Source organism: Flavobacterium sp. 38 (genome assembly GCF_057799715.1).
In genome coordinates, this window is record NZ_JBYNWZ010000015.1 from 64,043 (window position 1) to 80,963 (window position 16,921).

Below are 16,921 nucleotides of genomic sequence, written 5' to 3' on the forward strand. Positions count from 1 at the left end.
CAAAATGATGCTTTTTGATGACACCGAAATTTTTTCATCAGGCACTGGCGGCAGAAGGATATTTGACGCCCCTGATGCCGAGCTGCTGCTGATTGATAATTTTTTCAATAAACAGGAATCCGACCATTATTACAATGTTTTATACCATGGCACGCAGTGGAGGGAATATGAAATGCCTATGTATGACAAGGTCGTTACCGCACCGCGCATGATCTGCTGGTATGGCGATTCTGGCAGGCCTGAGCGCAAATCCAATCCCCACTGGCCCTTGGAACTGCTCCAGATCAGGGAGCGCGTGCACGAGGAGACCCGCATAAATTTTAATGCCGTGCTGCTGAACCTTTACAGGGACGGCACAGACGGTGTGGGATGGCACAGCGACAAAACTTCTTCCAGCAACAAGAACATGAACATTGCCTCTGTGACTTTTGGGGAAACCCGCCTATTCCGCCTGCGGCATAAGACCCTCAAGCACATCGAGCCGATAGAAATTCCACTGCACCACGGCAGCTTCCTGCTGATGGCGGGAAGCACCAATACCTATTGGGAGCATCAGGTGCCTAAAACAGCCCGCCAAGTCCTGCCCAGGATCAACCTCACTTTTCGGCAGGTGCGCGGGATATAAAAAATGCGGCTCCTTATTTTAAAAAGCTGATAATCATAGAAATGCTATAATATTCCTTTCTTATCATATAACAGGATTATGCGGCTTGATGCTAACTTTGGATAAATCATTAAATTTAGAAATCATGGAAAATAAAAACAATATGCCACAAAGCGATGATATGCATATCGATATCTCCCAGCAGGCAGAAATCCAGCAGTGGGCAGAAAAGCTCAATGTCCCTGAAGAAATATTGAAAGATGCCGTACGGGCAGCAGGAACAACGGTTGAAGAAGTAGTGGATCATCTTAATGGAAATTCCCCTTCCAGGGAAAGCGCCTCAGAAACCGTGCGCCTGAAAGACGGCCCATGGCATCAGGGGGAATGAAAATGGGCAGCAGTTATTAAGCTGTTTTATAAAAAAAAGCAGAAGCGGTTTGCAAAAAATCCTGAAGGGCATTTATTTCCAGATCCTCTTCAGGATTTTTTATTTGAATCGGCTCTTTATACTGGCAATGCATTATCTTATTGCAATGTCCCTCCAAAGCCAATCGGGCTCAATGCCGCTGCGCTTTTCAATTAATTGCATAAATTTGCGTGCCTATTTCATTTTACCTGACATCAGCTAAAATAGGGTCCAAAAAAAAAAATCATCCTTTAAAATGAACGATCCGATTCTTGAAAACCTTAATCCGAGCCAGCTTCAGGCCGTAAAAACCACAGAAGGCTACGTGCGCGTTATTGCCGGCGCCGGGTCGGGGAAAACAAAAGCGCTTACCTCCCGCTTTGCCTACATTGTGGACAGGCTGGGCATCAACTCTTCCAACATCCTCTGTGTGACCTTTACTAACAAGGCCGCACAGGAAATGAAAAAAAGGGTCAAGGCGCTTATCGGGGATCTCTACGATGTGAGTTTCATCACCACCTACCACGGCTTCTGCGTGCGCTTTCTGCGTGAGGAAATCAATAAGCTGCACTATCCAAAGAATTTCATCATACTGGATGCCGAGGACCAGAAAACCATCCTAAGGGAAGTCTTCACAGAACTGGACATCAACTCCAAAAACCTGACCTTCAAACAGGTGCTGCGCTTCATCTCCAAACAGAAAAGCACCTCGGACTATCTGGGGTATATGATTGAAAACAAAAGCTTCACTTCCGATGAGAAGGACTCGCTTTCCAGCCAGGTGTATCAGAAATATCTGGACAAGCAGAAACGCAACTATGCGCTGGATTTTGACGATCTGATCCATTTCACGGCTTTTATCCTGGACAGCAATCCCGATGTGCTGTCCAAGTGGCAGCAAATGCTGCATTACATACAGGTCGATGAGGCGCAGGACAGCTCCGACAGCCAGTTCCATCTGGTGGAAATGCTTTCGCGCGTGCACCAGAACCTGTTCCTTGTGGGCGATCCCGACCAGACCATCTACGAATGGCGCGGGGCAAAGCCCGAGTATCTGGTGGAATTCGACAGGATGTTCCCTGATACCCAAACCATCTTCATGAACCAGAACTACCGCTCGACCCCCAACATCCTGAAAGTCGGCAACCATATCATCAAAAACAACACGGTTAGGGTGGATAAGGATATGGTCACCGACAATCCCGAAGGCGTTGAAGTGGTGCATTTCCACGGCAAAAATGATTTTGAGGAAACCTTTTGGGTGGCCTCGGAAATCAAGGAAATCATGAAGACAGAAAATGCCTCGTATTCCGATATTACCATACTCTACCGCTCCAACCATCTTTCAAGAAATATCGAGCAGGCGCTCATCAAGGAAAATATCCCGTATGCCATATTTGGGGGCATCCGTTTTTTTGAGCGCAGGGAAATCAAAGATGTGCTCTCTTTTCTAAGGCTTATCGTGCAGGGGGATAATTTCTCCTTTCTGCGCATGTTCAACCACCCGACAAGGGGACTCGGCAAAAAGTTCCTCGAAAGGCTGAGCCTGCTGGCAGGCGAACAGAACCTCTCGCTGCTTCACACGCTGGAGAATAATCTCCAGGATAAGGAACTCAATAAAAAAGGGGCTTCCGATTTTCTGGCACTGGTATCAGAATTGAAGAAAGATGCGCAGTCCAACTCTATTTCAGACCTTGTAAAAATCATACTTGATAAAAGCGGGCTTTCCGAACTCTACCGCAAGGACGGAGACCAGGACAGGCTCGAGAATATCAAAGAGCTCGTAAGCTCGATGATGCTCTTGGAAAAAGAAAACAACGGTCCTATAAATATTGTCGAATACCTGCAGGAGATAGCCCTGTACACGGATCTGGACAAAGACACCGAAAATCAGGACAAGGTGCGCCTGATGACCATACATATCTCTAAAGGCCTTGAATTCCCCTATGTCTTTCTGTGCGGGTTCACCGAAGGGGTGCTCCCGAGCGCCTTATCGATCAAAGAAAGAAGAAAGCGCGCCATAGAGGAAGAAAGAAGGCTGATGTATGTGGCGGTAACGCGCGCCGAGAAGCGGTTTTATATGACCGACTCCGAAGGGTTTAATTTCACTACCGGACTTAATAAATACCCGTCACGGTTTCTCTTTGAAATCAAGGAGGAGTTTTATGTGCGCAAGGGAAAGCTTTCCCCGGAGATCCTTCAGGCCTCGCAGGCCACCGCAGCATCCTTGAAGAACACCCAAGAGACCGCATTCAAAGAAGGCGATATGGTGGTGCATCCCGTATGGGACAAAGGGGAAGTTCTGGCAGTGGATATCGAAAAAAAACAGTATCTGGTGCATTTTTTTGAGATGGGGAAGGAAAAGCCGATTGATTTCGCTTTCCGATCTCTGGCCTTAGCGCCCGCTTCCGAGCAGCAAAGCGCTTCGCCCGATACCCTATTGGATCTTCAGGAAAGCCTGAAGAATGCTCCCGATCCATTTGCAGATGATAATGGGCCTGAAAATTAAAAATAGGAGAAGCCATGTCAGCAAAAATGGAAATTAAATAACCTCCAGCTCTCTGCCTGTAAATAAATACCATCCGCTAGCCGTATTTTTATAATTAACTTTAAATTGATCAGTCATGGAAAATACAGCAGAAAATTACGATGATATCCAGAAATGTCCGTATCACAGTGCCCTAAAAGCGCAGGGATATCAGAATCCGCCTGAAAAGAGCAGCAATAAGGATGCAGATGCCAATACAGGGGACTGGGACGATCAGCGCGATGGGTCGGCAGCGGATGATTCCATCTATGATACGGGGCGAAATGATAATTCAGGAGGGGCAGCAAGCACTGGAAGCGCATCTTCTAACAGCTAGAAGATGCTTAAAACAAAAAAAGAGCCTGAGGCTCTTTTTTTGTTTTACAGTTCCAGCATGTATAGTGTTGCTGGATATTCAAGTCCTATTATTCTTTTTCCATGCCGTCTATTATTCTGCCCACTTCAGTCTCTGCGGCCTTAAGCCTGCCCTGGCAGAAGGCGATAAGCTCCGATGCCCTTTTCACCTTAGCGGCAAGCTGGTCCACCGAAATGGTCTCGTTCTCTATTTCTTTTGAAATGGCGGCAAGCTCTTCCCAAGCCTGCTCATAAGTCAGTTTCTCTTCCATCGTATTGTATTTTTTCTTTAACGGTGCTTTTAAGTATGGTATCGTGCAGGATGACTTCTATATCGTCCCCTTGTTTTATATCCCCGGTGCCTGCGGCAATCTTCCCATTGGCTTTCACAATCGCGTAGCCTTTCCTCAGGATATTCTGCGGGGACATCAGTGCAATGCTTCTCTGCATATGCTCCAGATGAAGATTGCTGCTTTTCAGATAGCCTGCGGCAAACAGCTTTAAATTCCCTGCAAGATATTCCATATCGCTCCTTTTGCGGCGAAGCAGGTTCTGTGAAAGCTGCGCCGTTATCTGGGCTTTCAGTGAAAGCCGTTTCTGGTGCCCGTGCAGTATGTCTTTCACGTCCGCCGCGATTCTCTGGTTGGCAAGGGCCAGCTGCTTCTTGTGCCCAGAGAGCGCCTCCCTTGAATTTTTGGATATATTTCTCTTGAGCTCTTCCAGCCCTTTGGAATGCTGCAGCAGAAGCTGCTGGGATCTGATCACGATAAGCTGCTGCAGGGAAAGCAGCCCCATTTCAAAACTGCGGTTATGGGCAATAATGAACTCTGCCGCTTTGGTCGGTGTTTTGGTATGGGTATGGGCCATAAGGTCGGTGATGGTCACATTCTTCTGGTGCCCGATCCCTGTTATGATCGGGATGGGGAATTTAGCCACAGCACGCCCGATCTGGTAATTGTCAAAGATCAGGAAATCCGACTGTGCGCCGCCTCCCCTTGCAATGACAATGGCATCATAAGGGATTTTTGTATTATAGACTTCAATGAGTTTGTTTAGGAAAAGCTTGGCATTGTTGTCCCCCTGCACTATGGTGTAATAATCGTCAATCTGGAAGGCATACCCAAAATCATTGTGCTGCAGGGTATGGCGGAAATCTTCATTTCCTGCCGAGTTGCTCGCTGAGATAACGGCAACCCTCTGAATGGCAAGGGGAAGTTTCAGACGGCTGTTAAGCGTGGAATAGCCATCGGCTGTTTTGGTGATAAAATCATTCTCTGCAGCAAGCCTTTTAAGGGTCGCATTGCGCTGCTGCTCCAAGACCCCAAGGGTAAAATTCACATCTATATCAAGCACATTTACAGAAAGCCCATATAGCGGATGATAATCCACGCTGACCTTTACCAGCACATGAAGGTTGTTGGTGAATCTCTGGCCGGTCTTCTTCTCAAAATCTGACAGCTGCACTGCCCCCTCTCCCCAAGCCTTTCCCATGATTTTGGCTATAATGGCGCTGTTCTTCTCGCCTTTCTCCACCAGCTCAAAGTAATGGATCTTCTTATCGGCCTTAAAGGAATGGTTGGTGATATCAGCCACCACCCAGTGCGTCTGTCCCCTAAAACGGGAATTGATCGTGTCCTGGATCTGGTCGTTGAGCTGTGAGAGTCTGATATACTGGTCTGGTCCCATAGTTTTTTAGGCCTGCGGTCTGTTTTTTTCTTACTAACCGCTAAGGTAGCTATTCTGTAGCGGAATCTCAAATGCGCAAAAAGCTGAGTTGTAAATTTTCAATTCAAAACGGGTTAAAAGGGCAGCCAAAGTAGTGCCCGCCCTCTCCTGCATGCGCATAACCGCTTTACGCGGCCCTTCGGGACTTATAGCACTCCGGCTCGTTTCGCACACTGTTCTTCCGCTTTCTTTTTTCCCGTTTTTTCTTTTGAAATTTTTCTTGCGGGGCATGGAAAAGAAAACTCGAACAAGTATCCATTTAAAATTAGAAATCATGGAAATCACAGGACGAATTGTAAAAGATGCCTCAGTGGCGAAAGTAAAAGAAAACCGTGAGGTGGTAAACTTCTCCATAGCGGTCAACGACAGCTACAAGCCCAAAGGAAGCGCCGAGACAAAAAAAATGGTAACCTATATCGACTGCTCCTACTGGCTCAGCGCAGGACTGGCGCAGTGGCTTCGTAAAGGCACCCTTGTGCAGCTCTTCGGGCGCATCGGGCTGAATGTCTATATCGGAAATGATGCCCGCGCGCACGGGACATTGACCTTTCATACCTCGGATATAAAAATCCTCGTTTTTGCGCAGGCGGATAACAGCAAGCCTGCGCCCGCCCTCAAACAGCAGAAAACCACGGACGACCACGACGACCTGCCTTTCTAAACCTTACGCCTTTTAAAATTTATGCACGCCTAAAATATTTTATTATGAAAGCCTTACAAAAATCAAATTACAGCGATTATCGCGTAAGTGATGCCTTTAATGAAATTATCCTTAGAAGCATCACTTCGTATGACGGCAAACGCAGCGTACAGCTGAAATCCTTTTTCCTTGACCTGCAGACTGGCGGTTGCGTAAGCGGGATGGTTTCAGAGTTTATCTACAATGCGGACTGCAAAGAATTTTACATCGAACATATCGATGAGCTTGAAGATATGCGAACCCAGCTTGAAGAAGCGATTGGAGAACCTATCGAGAACCGATTTAGCGCGCCGCACTACACTTTTGTATGCTGGCTCTGTTTTGAAGAGTACTGCTACGACCTTTATTCAAGGCTCTTTGAGTGAAAATTTCAATCTTAAATCCATTCTTATGAAAGCTTCTGAAAATTTTAGAAAAGCAATAGAGAATTACCTGAGCAGTCTCTCGCAGGGCGACAGCGCCTTTGCGCCCCATTACGCCAAAGCTTCCAAGAACTTCGAATCCTGTCTGCACTACATCGGCGTAGAGGTCAAAAAAACAGGCTTGTGCTACTTTGACAATCAGGAAATTTTTGACATGGCAGTAAAGTACTACACCGATGATTCCATCCCAACGCCTGCTCCTGTGGCATTCCGTGCCGTAGTGCAGCCCTCCGCCCCTGCCGACCTTTTCTCACAGCCGGAAATCCCCGCTGCAAAAATTCAAAAAGAGAATATTCCCCCAGTACAAAAAGATGTAAAACCTGCGGCGCAGACCGCCCTGACACTCTTTGACCTATGATGCCCAAAACCCACATCGAGAAAAAGCTTGCCGATTTAAGCGCAACGCTTTCGCCCATAAATCCTGAGGTTTTTGTTTGGGCAGAAAAAAATATCTTCCTGAAATGGGGCGTGCTCTCACGCTCCAAATTCTATTGTCTGGACTGCACCCATGTATGGAAACCCTCCTGCCAAAGCTCCTGCGCCAAATTTACCGCCTGTCCTGCCTGCAAAGGCAGGCTTAAAATGATGCCCTGCAATCAGGTGCATTTTAAAGAGACTGAATACTTTGCCGTGGTGCAGCGCTGCGCAGGGTTTCAGGTGGTGCGCATGGCCATAGCCTATAAGCGCATGAAAAAGAATTTCGCCCCAACCTATTTCCACCATGAGGTCATGCAGCATTGGATAAGCCCCGCAGGGGAAGTGCGCACGCTCTCGCGCAGCACCAATGCGTTTTCACAGGCCTGCGATGCGTGGAAATTCTATTCCCCCCTTGAAATAAGGCTAAAGGATTTTGTCCGCAATGCCAAGTGCTTTATTAGTCCCTACAAGGTCTTTCCGCAGACCAAAGTGCTGCCTGTTTTGAAACGCAACGGCTTTAAATCTTCGGTGCATGATATAGCGCCCCACCTGCTCTTTGCATCGCTTTTATCCGACCCCATTACTGAAACCCTTTTAAAAGCACGTCAAATAAACCTCTTGCAATATTATCTGCGAGTTTCAGGACAGGGCATCCGCCGAAACTGGCAGGCAGTCAAGACCGCCATCAGGAACAGCTACAAAATCGCTGATGTGCAGATTTGGGAGGATTATCTCGAATTGCTTCGGCATTTCAAAAAAGACCTCTGCAGCCCCCTTTACGTATGCCCTGAAAACCTCAGCGGAGCGCATGACCGATTGGTGCATAAAAAGCGCGGGCTTTTACGAAAGAAAAAACTCCAAGACCTGCGCCTTGAAATCGAAAAAGCGCAGAGCAGGTACGCAAGCGATAAAAAACGCTTTTTCGGACTGTCATTTCAGGACAGGGAACTGAACATTTCGGTGATTGAAAACGTCAAGGATTTTATGCGCGAGGGCGATGACTTGGGGCACTGCGTATTCACCAATGAATATTATGGCAAAAAAGATTCGCTTATCCTATCGGCAAAAATTGCCGATAAATCAGTGGAAACCATCGAACTATCCCTGAGCCGCATGGAAGTGCTGCAATGCAGGGGGTTCAAGAACAGGCCTTCAAATCACCACAAGCAGATACTGCACCTGCTTTCCCAAAACCTGTATCAGATAAAACAGCGCATGAAAAAAAGAAACGTAAAAGCAGAAGCCGATAATTGAATCGGCTTTTTTTTATGGCCGCATTTTAAGGCTCGAAAGCCCGCCAGCCTGACGGCTGGCGGGCTGTGGATTTAAAAGGGCTGATTAATTATTTGATGCTGATTGCCCCCGAAAGGTTTTCCTGCTCGATGAACGCGGCAATATACTCCAGGGCTTCACCGCTTTTATCGGCATCTGTTTCAAAAGTATTGATATGGAACTGCTCGTCCTGGTCCAGGATATGGATAATCTCGGTATAGCCTTTTGAGATCAGGCTGCCTTTGAGTTTGAGGATAGTATGCTGCTCTCGGGCATCCAGATCTTTTCTCACCTTTAGCTGTATCTCTTTTTCCATTGTGAAATATTTGATATTGAACATCCGTAAATAGAGCATCAAATTTATAATTTTAAACCCTATCCGGAATAGGTGCCCCTGTTAAAATTGAAAAGCGGCAAATGAGAATTTAACAATTCCCCTCGAAAATTATATAAAAGGCACCCAACCCAAAAGCTTTACATTTACCCTGCCGCGGCCTGTAAAAAAGGAAGCGGCGCTTAATCAATCCAATATCAGCTTATGACTCCAGAAAACTGCTATCACAGCGTCCCCCTAGACGGTGCCGCCGAATGCTATGAAGAGCAGCTCCTGCTGCAGTACGACCACTGCCTGGGTACAGGCATATCGGCACTGGCAAAAGCAAAAAGCCGTTTTAATACCCTGCTGGTGGGCGCCCGTTTACAAACCGGTGAAGGCAGCCCTGATGAACAAGAAGAGCAAAGCGAGCAGCAGCAGCAGGAAGAAACCGCCTCGGATCCCGGCACATTTCTGATGTGAGAAAAAAAATGCCCGCAGCATTACCAAGCCTAAAACTGGCTCTTTACATTTAATTGGCTATATTTACCTAAATATGCCGCGCCAATATATGCGGCTGGCAACCTGAAAACAAACCTTTGAAACCAGACCTTTACAATTCCGACTATTATTTCCTTCACAATGGAGGTGAAGCTGCCAGAATCATACAGAGAATCGACTGGGGCGCGCATATTCTCGGTGCTGTTGAGCAGTGGCCCGAGAATCTGAAAAATACGCTATCCACCCTTCTCTCTTGCAAGTTCCCGATGTTTTTGTGGTGGGGGGAAGAGCTTACCCAGTTTTATAACGACTCCTATTTCGGCATAATGGGAACTGCCAAGCACCCCCATGCAATGGGAGGAAAAGCGGCCGATTACTGGCACGAATGCTGGGACTTTATACAGCCACTGATAGCAAGGGTTCTAGACCAAGGGGAAAGCGTATGGTACGATGACCTTTTGATGCCCATTGAAAGGGACGGAATCCTTAAAGACTGCTACTGGACTTTCAGCTATTCCCCTGTGCGCGATGACAGCAGGCAGATCAAAGGCGTACTGGTCATTGCCACTGAGACTACAGAAAAAGTGCTTCACAGGCAGAAAATAAACCAGAGTAAGGAAGAGCTTGAATTTGCGATCAATGCCGCAGAGTTCGGCACTTTCGACCTGGACCCAAAGACCCAGAGATTCTCTGCAAACCCAAGGCTTAAGGACTGGTTTGGCCTGCAGTCCCAAGATGAAGTGCTCCTGCGCCATGCGCTGGAATCCATAGCGGCCTATGACAGGGAGCGTGTGGCGGATTCCATAAACAGGACACTGGATTACAGTTCTGGCGGGCGCTACGACATTGAGTACGATATCATAGATTCTAAATCTAAAGATATCCGAACGGTTCATGCCTTGGGAAAGGCGTGGTTTGACAAGGACAATATCGCGTATCGCTTTAACGGCACGGTGCAGGACATCACAGCCCAGAAAAAAGCGGCCGAAGAACTCTACAAATCACGCCAGCTTACCGATATTGCCATCAAAAGCATGGGGCTGGGAATTTTCAACGTGGACTACTCCCAGGGCACCATCGACTACACTGCTGAGCTAACCAGGCTTATGACCGGAAAAGTCCAGGCAGAGCTCACCATAGACCAGCTTTCAAAATACATCCATCCCGAAGACCTGGAGCTCAGGGTTCAGGCTCTTAAAGAAGGTATCAAAAGCGGCACTTTCCATTATACGCCCCGCGTGATCTGGGAAGACGGAAGCATCCATAGGATTGCAATATCTGCCTCAAGGATGTTTGATTCGCATCGAAACGGTTCTGCATTCTCGGGAACCGTTGCCGACATCACCGAGCAGGACAACAGCCGTCTGGCACTGCTGCAGGCCGAAGAGCAGCTTCAAATCAGCAAGCGCGAGGCAGATGCGCTGTTCCGCAATGTGACCGACAGCTCCCCTACCGGCTTATGGCTCTCAGATAAGGATGGTCGGATGACCTATTTCAATAAGACGCTGATCGAATTTACCGGAATGCCCTACCAGGAGCTGCTAAAAGGGAACTGGACCTATGCCATCGCGCCCGAAGACTACCACAGGGCTAAAGATGCCTATCTGGATGCCATTGCCTCAAAAAGGCACTTTGACACGCTTTTCAGGGCAAGAAAGCATACGGGGGAAACCATGTGGTGCAGGGCCGCGGGCGATCCCTTCTACGATGCCGAAGGCCGATATGCAGGCTATGCAGGGTTCTGCATGGACATGGATGAAATCATCTCAGGCAGGCAGGCGGTCACCGAAAGCCAGCATAAGGTAACCTCAATGGTAGAGCAGTCACCGGTCGGGATCTGCCTTTTCACCGGAGACGATCTGAAAATTGAAATTGCCAATGACATCATGATCGGCTATTGGGGAAAAGACCGCAACGTAATTGGAAAACCGTTCATCGATGCGGTTCCCGAACTCGAAGGCCAGCCGTTTATCGGCATACTGGAAAACATCTACCGCACCGGGGAAACCTACTATGGGCGCGCTATGCCGGCAGATTTGCAGGTCGATGGAAAACTAAGCACCTATTACTTTGAATTCACCTATACGCCCATCCGCAATTCCAAAGGCGAGATCTACGGCATCATGGACATAGCCGTTGATGTGACACAGCAGGTCACCGCCTCCAAAAAACTCGAAGAGACCAGACAGGCGCTCGCCGGGGCAATCGAACTGGCCGAACTGGCCACTTGGGGCCTGAGCGCAGCCGACGGGAGCATTACCTGTTCGGACCGTTTCAAAGAGTGGCTTGGACTGGCCGATAACCACGGCAGCAGCGGCATATTTCTGGAACGCATCGAAGACCCCTACAGGGAAAAAGTAATGGAAGCGTTTAAAGAGGCGTTCACAGCCGATGCCGAAGATTCCTATGATTACGAATTTCCCATTACCAACAAGGTTACAGGCCAAAAGCGCATCATACACGCCAATGCGCAGCTGCTGTACTCCAAGGACGGCACCCCTGAGGGCATCAGCGGAACAGCCCAGGATGTGACCAAAGAGCGCGAGCTGCAGCACGAGCTCCAGTTCAAGGTCTCCGAAAGGACTTCAGAGCTCAATGCGGCAAATGCCGAACTGGAAGCGCGCAACCGCGAGCTTTCCCAGTTTGCCTATATCGCATCGCATGACCTGCAGGAGCCGGTACGGAAAATCAGCGTGTTTGCCGACATGCTGCAAAACAACCTGCATAAAAATCCTGAAAAAGCCGACCTCTACCTTGGCAAGATAACCGGCTCGGCCAAGAGAATGGAAAACCTGATAAAAGACGTGCTGCAGTTCTCCAGGCTCTCCCAGGCGGAAAAGAATTTTGAGCCTGTGGACCTGAACACCGTCATCCTGGAGACCCTGGCGGATTTTGACTTGGTCATCGAGCAGAAAAATGCTGTGATCCAGAGCGATGTGCTCCCTGAAATAGAAGCCATTCCCCTGCAGATGGCACAGCTGTTCGGCAACCTGATTTCCAATGCGCTGAAATACAGCAGGCCAGATATCCCCCCGCTGATCTCCATCAGGCTAAAGCACCTTTCCGAATCTGACAAGAACAGCCTGTCTGAGGGGCCGGATCAAGATTATCTTAAAATAGAAATCAGCGACAACGGCATCGGGTTCTCCCAGCAGCATTCCGAACAGATATTCAATATCTTCCAGCGCCTGCATGGAAATGGCCAGTTTGCAGGCACGGGGATCGGGCTTGCCATGTGCCGGAAAATACTCCAGAACCACGGCGGGACCATCAGCGCCGTCTCAGAAGAAGGCCTAGGGAGCACTTTTGCAATGATACTGCCAAAATCACAGGCAAAAAAAGGGGAAGATTAAAATTATCGCGAAAAATTGTATATTTGCATTCGCTTTACCCCATTTTATGAAGACCGTTTTTTTAATTGATGATGATCCTGATGACCGCGAAATTTTCGAAGAATCTTTAGCGGCAGAACATCCTTCTGTTTTGTATCAGCAGGCCGAGAACGGCGCCGCCGCTTTTGAGAAATTGAGATCCGGCTCCTTTGCAGAACCTGACCTTATCTTTCTGGATCTTAACATGCCCATCATGGACGGCAGGGCATTCCTTCAGCAGATTAAAGCGGATCCCAACTTTAAGGATATCCCCGTGATCATCTATTCCACTTCCTCGAGTGAAGCGGATAAAAAGTTTGCTCAAGAAAACCACGCTGCAGCCTTCCTCACCAAACAATATTCGCTCAGTTTAATACGTCAGGACATACAAACGGCAGTGCAAAACTTTCTTGAGCTTTAAATATTTATTGAGCTGCTATACGGCTATACCCAGAAAATAAGATATTGAATTTAATTAGGACACCACAAGTATCCTTCCGCATTAAAACCAGCACATTACGATACCTCCGTAAAGTCAGAATTAGTATGGCAAAATCGTGGCACATTGCTTTTTAAGAAAGTAAAACCTCACCAAAATCAAGTTTTTCCGAATTTAGGTTAGAATAGTTATGTGTCCGCACAGTGCACACAATTTAATTTCTTTGTAGTTTTAGATTGTGTCGACATTGTCGACACAATTTCTTTTATAAAGTCCAATTTGCACAATTGATCTCTAAAAAGGCTATTGCATAGTATTTATAGAAACAAATTGTCCGGTATATTTATCGGCAAAAAAAATCAAGAAAAAAGTTAAAAAATAACATTATATTTGCCGATAACGGAACTTGTTTAAAATGAAATATATTTCAACAGCTGAATTTGCGAAAAAAGTGGAGCTTTCCGAAAGAACAATCCGCAACTATTGCGCATCGGGCAGATTAAAAGGCGCTTTCCTAACTGGCAAGACATGGAATATTCCTAGTGATGCCGTTATTGCCCAAAAAGAAAATAACAAAAAATTAAATAAACACTTCCTGCTGGACATTCTAAAGGAACAGAAGGAAATGAAACTAAAAGGGGGGATCTATCATCGAACCCAGATCGATTTGACTTATAACTCCAACAAAATTGAAGGAAGCAGACTGACCCATGATCAGACTCGCTATATTTTCGAGACCAATACAGTCGGCATATCTGAAGAAAGCATTAATGTGGACGATATAATTGAAACGGCTAATCACTTTAGATGCATTGATTTTATAATCGATAAGGCAAATGCAAAACTCACTGAATCCATTATTAAAGAACTCCATTTTTTACTAAAGTCCGGAACTTCTGATAGCGGGAAAAGCTGGTTTAATGTTGGAGAATACAAAAAGCTTCCAAATGAAGTCGGAGGAAACGGAACCTGTCCTCCGAAACTTGTTTCATCCAAGATGAAAGAAATGCTTAAAGATTACCACAGTATTAAAAATAAAACGATAGAGGACATTATCGATTTTCATTATAATTTCGAAATACTTCATCCCTTTCAGGACGGTAATGGCCGTGTGGGCCGACTGATTATCTTTAAAGAATGTCTTGCAAACAATATTGTCCCTTTTATAATTGATGAACAGCTGAAGCTGTTTTATTATAGAGGTTTACAGGAATGGACCAGCATAAAAGAATATTTAATGGACACCTGCCTGACTGCACAGGATAATTATAAATCGGTGCTCAATTATTTCGAAATAGAATTTTAAAGAAAAGAAATGTATAAATAATGAATTGCACAGTGGTTCTTATCATCTGAATTGTCATGACAGAGTCACGACAATTCAGATATTCCAAATTTAATCTGTAATTTGCAGTACTTTAATGGACTTCATTTTTTAAAAAAATCTAAGGCGAATTTAACCGCATATCATGCATTTTATTTTTGTGGCAGAATCGTGGCACACAGTTGAAGACAAAAGTAAAATTCCTGCATTGACAGCACCAGACAAAAGCAGGTTCGAATGGCGGAGCGATCATAAAGATTTTTTCAAAAACGTACAAATACATGGTTCGAGTCCCGTTCCCGCTACAACGATAAAAAGCTTCAGAGAAATCTGGAGCTTTTTTGTTTTGCTATATAAAAATCTTCATCACACTTCTTCTTTTTACTAAATCAAAAAAACATATAATTCTTTCATGTCTTTAGTTAATCATTTCTTAATCTGTTAAGAAAATCATTTGTATTCCTATAAATTCGTCCTGTTATTTAGCATGAAATTAGCTATGTCTTAAAAACGGCTCATTCGAATTATATATCCCAAAACTAACAACTTAGCAACAAAAAACGTGATTTATACTACACTTTTAAATATTGCTGTTTTTCAAGGAATAGCATTAGGTTGCATTATTTTAAAATCTTCCTTATTCAATAGCAATTCAAATAAATATCTAGCATATTTACTATTTGTACTTTCGATTATTTTACTGAATCATGTTTTTGAGGTTGAAAAAGCATTTGCTTCCTATCCTGTTCTACGTTTCATTGACCATATCGAATGGATATTTCTATTACCCACCTTCCTATTCTTGTTTATAATAAACCGCATTGACGATACTATAAGAAGTAAGCAAAAATCATATTTGTGTTTTATTCCATTTGCCTATTCGGCTGTCCTAAATATCACCCTTGATCTTGATCGTGTTACAGGAATTTATACCATTCCTGAGTCAGCAATTACACTCAACATACTTGGTTGGATTCACCTTTTTTTTGCCCTTACTTTTATCCCACTTTTGCTTTTTTACTCATATTTTATGACAAAACATTTAAAAGATTCACAAGATAAAAAATGGATCATTACCTTATTAACTATTATTTCTTCATCGATATTTGCTTTTCTTACGATTTATATAGCCAGCTTATTTTTTCCATTTGATCTTTCTGCAACGATGAGCATCCTGGCTTTAGCTGCTACATTTATAATTCACTGGACTGCTTATGTCGGTATTTACAAATATAAACTTGCCAAAAACAAAGATGCTATCTGTAATTTTCTAAATCAAGATTTAGCTATTTCATATTCAAATCTTGAAATTTCTAAAAATGATACGCCAGAAGATTACAAAGAATCTATCACCCTATATAACATTTATTTTCAGAAACTGGAACTTCTTTGCAGAGAGCAGCATATTTATACTGATAGCACACTAAATAGAGAAAAAGTTGCTGAAAAAATAGGCATAAGCGCAGGATATGTTTCGCAAATTGTAAATACCGTAACGGGCGAGAACTTTGCCAATTACATTAACAGATATAGAGTGGAAGCTGTTAAAGAAATGATATCAGATTCTGAATACGAAAACTACAATTTACTAGCAATGGCACTGGAATCTGGGTTTACATCAAAAGCAACTTTTTATAAAGCCTTTAAAAAATCAACTGGCCAGACACCTAATGAATATAAAAACAGTTGTAAATAAGTCTCATTTTATCCACTTTTAAGCTTTTGAGACCTTTCCTCTTTTTTCTTATATGAATTTTGGACCTAAATAATTCAAATTAATTTTATGAAAAAAATCTTTTTACTACTGACCATTTTGTCCGCCTTTTATTCCGTCAATGCTCAAAATGAAACTGATCCTTATCAGAAAAATAATGAAATTAAGTTAAATATACTACCTCCTTTACTTGGATCTTTTCAGATTGATTACGAAAGAAATTTAAATCATCATTCGTCATTAGGACTTTCTTTTTATTATGTGTTTGACAATACAAAAAATGAAAAGGATTTAAATTATTCAATATCTCCTTATTACAGAAGATATTTTGGTAAAAAATACGCATCAGGCTGGTTTGTTGAAGGGTTTGGAATGCTGGCTTCAACAGATGGCAAAAAAATATACGCTTCAGAAGATCATTCCATATATACCGAAAATCCCGACGTTATTAATTTTGCTCTCGGTGCTGGCGGAGGGTGGAAATGGGTCAGTAAAAGCGGATTTCTTTTTGAAGCAAATGTTGGTTATGGCGGTATATTAATCAATGCAGATAAAACAGATCATACTATTGTTGCAAAATTTGGACTAAGTGCCGGGTATCGATTTTAATAAAATAGATGTTGCAAAAAATTAATAATTTAATTTAAAAAAGTCAAAAACTTGTGGCGACTTTATAAAAATCTTTAAAAAACTGGTTAGATAATTGAATGCTTCCCGCTACTACTTTAAAGTAAAAGCCTGAGAAATCTAGATTTCTCAGGCTTTTTTTATGATTCGAAAAATCTTATAATATTTCTTATCAAATATAAAAAGCCTGTATTTTCTCGGGAAA

General features: G+C 44.4%; 18 protein-coding genes. 15 read left to right on the forward strand and 3 right to left on the reverse strand.

Features of this window, described 5'->3' with window-relative positions; all coding sequences use genetic code 11:
• Positions 1–4: 4 nt before the first annotated feature.
• From AC3E9W_RS22085 to AC3E9W_RS22100, 4 genes are all read left to right on the forward strand, one after another.
• Positions 5–625 carry an alpha-ketoglutarate-dependent dioxygenase AlkB family protein gene (locus tag AC3E9W_RS22085; protein ID WP_488770061.1) on the forward strand — a complete coding sequence of 207 codons (621 nt, stop codon included), beginning with the start codon at positions 5–7 and terminating at the stop codon, positions 623–625.
• A 124-nt stretch (positions 626–749) separates the two neighbouring features.
• Positions 750–992 carry a DUF3606 domain-containing protein gene (locus AC3E9W_RS22090; protein ID WP_488770062.1) on the forward strand — a complete coding sequence of 81 codons (243 nt, stop codon included), beginning with the start codon at positions 750–752 and terminating at the stop codon, positions 990–992.
• Positions 993–1,266: 274 nt separating this feature from the next.
• Positions 1,267–3,519: an ATP-dependent helicase gene (locus AC3E9W_RS22095; RefSeq protein ID WP_488770063.1), complete on the forward strand. Its 2,253-nt coding sequence runs from the start codon at positions 1,267–1,269 to the stop codon at positions 3,517–3,519.
• Between the two features lie 115 nt (positions 3,520–3,634).
• Positions 3,635–3,874 (forward strand): hypothetical protein, encoded by a 240-nt coding sequence (locus tag AC3E9W_RS22100; protein ID WP_488770065.1) that lies wholly within the window; start codon positions 3,635–3,637, stop codon positions 3,872–3,874.
• 88 nt (positions 3,875–3,962) lie between these two features.
• Here the strand turns inward: AC3E9W_RS22100 and xseB are convergent, their stop codons facing one another.
• Positions 3,963–4,163 (reverse strand): exodeoxyribonuclease VII small subunit, encoded by a 201-nt coding sequence (gene xseB, locus AC3E9W_RS22105; RefSeq protein ID WP_125721208.1) that lies wholly within the window; start codon positions 4,161–4,163, stop codon positions 3,963–3,965.
• Complete coding sequence (gene xseA / locus AC3E9W_RS22110; protein WP_488770066.1) at positions 4,141–5,577, reverse strand: exodeoxyribonuclease VII large subunit; 1,437 nt, start codon at positions 5,575–5,577, stop codon at positions 4,141–4,143. The genes xseB and xseA overlap by 23 nt, the downstream gene beginning before the upstream one ends.
• A gap of 313 nt (positions 5,578–5,890) precedes the next feature.
• On the opposite strand from xseA, the gene AC3E9W_RS22115 reads away from it, so the two are divergent.
• Genes AC3E9W_RS22115 through AC3E9W_RS22130 form a run of 4 tightly spaced genes read left to right on the forward strand, consistent with a single transcriptional unit; the run spans position 5,891 to position 8,409 of the window.
• Positions 5,891–6,277: a single-stranded DNA-binding protein gene (locus tag AC3E9W_RS22115; protein ID WP_488770067.1), complete on the forward strand. Its 387-nt coding sequence runs from the start codon at positions 5,891–5,893 to the stop codon at positions 6,275–6,277.
• Between the two features lie 44 nt (positions 6,278–6,321).
• Positions 6,322–6,681, forward strand: a complete 360-nt coding sequence (locus tag AC3E9W_RS22120) for a DUF7222 domain-containing protein (RefSeq protein WP_488770068.1) — start codon at positions 6,322–6,324, stop codon at positions 6,679–6,681.
• A 25-nt stretch (positions 6,682–6,706) separates the two neighbouring features.
• Positions 6,707–7,096 carry a Cas9 inhibitor AcrIIA9 family protein gene (locus tag AC3E9W_RS22125; RefSeq protein ID WP_488770069.1) on the forward strand — a complete coding sequence of 130 codons (390 nt, stop codon included), beginning with the start codon at positions 6,707–6,709 and terminating at the stop codon, positions 7,094–7,096.
• Positions 7,093–8,409 (forward strand): PcfJ domain-containing protein, encoded by a 1,317-nt coding sequence (locus AC3E9W_RS22130; RefSeq protein ID WP_488770070.1) that lies wholly within the window; start codon positions 7,093–7,095, stop codon positions 8,407–8,409. The genes AC3E9W_RS22125 and AC3E9W_RS22130 overlap by 4 nt, the downstream gene beginning before the upstream one ends.
• A gap of 88 nt (positions 8,410–8,497) precedes the next feature.
• Here the strand turns inward: AC3E9W_RS22130 and AC3E9W_RS22135 are convergent, their stop codons facing one another.
• Positions 8,498–8,743 carry a hypothetical protein gene (locus tag AC3E9W_RS22135; RefSeq protein WP_488770071.1) on the reverse strand — a complete coding sequence of 82 codons (246 nt, stop codon included), beginning with the start codon at positions 8,741–8,743 and terminating at the stop codon, positions 8,498–8,500.
• Positions 8,744–8,965: 222 nt separating this feature from the next.
• Between AC3E9W_RS22135 and AC3E9W_RS22140 the strand changes: the two genes are divergently transcribed.
• The 7 genes from AC3E9W_RS22140 (at position 8,966) to AC3E9W_RS22170 (ending at position 16,698) form a co-directional block, all read left to right on the forward strand.
• Positions 8,966–9,223: a hypothetical protein gene (locus tag AC3E9W_RS22140; protein WP_488770072.1), complete on the forward strand. Its 258-nt coding sequence runs from the start codon at positions 8,966–8,968 to the stop codon at positions 9,221–9,223.
• 116 nt (positions 9,224–9,339) lie between these two features.
• Complete coding sequence (locus tag AC3E9W_RS22145) at positions 9,340–12,594, forward strand: PAS domain S-box protein (RefSeq protein WP_488770073.1); 3,255 nt, start codon at positions 9,340–9,342, stop codon at positions 12,592–12,594.
• Positions 12,595–12,640: 46 nt separating this feature from the next.
• Positions 12,641–13,033, forward strand: a complete 393-nt coding sequence (locus AC3E9W_RS22150; protein ID WP_306157349.1) for a response regulator — start codon at positions 12,641–12,643, stop codon at positions 13,031–13,033.
• A 433-nt stretch (positions 13,034–13,466) separates the two neighbouring features.
• Complete coding sequence (locus tag AC3E9W_RS22155; RefSeq protein ID WP_488770074.1) at positions 13,467–14,357, forward strand: Fic family protein; 891 nt, start codon at positions 13,467–13,469, stop codon at positions 14,355–14,357.
• Positions 14,358–14,520: 163 nt separating this feature from the next.
• Positions 14,521–14,763 (forward strand): hypothetical protein, encoded by a 243-nt coding sequence (locus AC3E9W_RS22160; protein WP_488770075.1) that lies wholly within the window; start codon positions 14,521–14,523, stop codon positions 14,761–14,763.
• 174 nt (positions 14,764–14,937) lie between these two features.
• Positions 14,938–16,071, forward strand: a complete 1,134-nt coding sequence (locus AC3E9W_RS22165; RefSeq protein WP_488770076.1) for a helix-turn-helix domain-containing protein — start codon at positions 14,938–14,940, stop codon at positions 16,069–16,071.
• Positions 16,072–16,158: 87 nt separating this feature from the next.
• Positions 16,159–16,698, forward strand: coding sequence for a DUF3575 domain-containing protein (locus AC3E9W_RS22170; protein WP_488770077.1), 540 nt, complete (start codon positions 16,159–16,161; stop codon positions 16,696–16,698).
• The last annotated feature ends 223 nt before the right edge of the window (positions 16,699–16,921 follow it).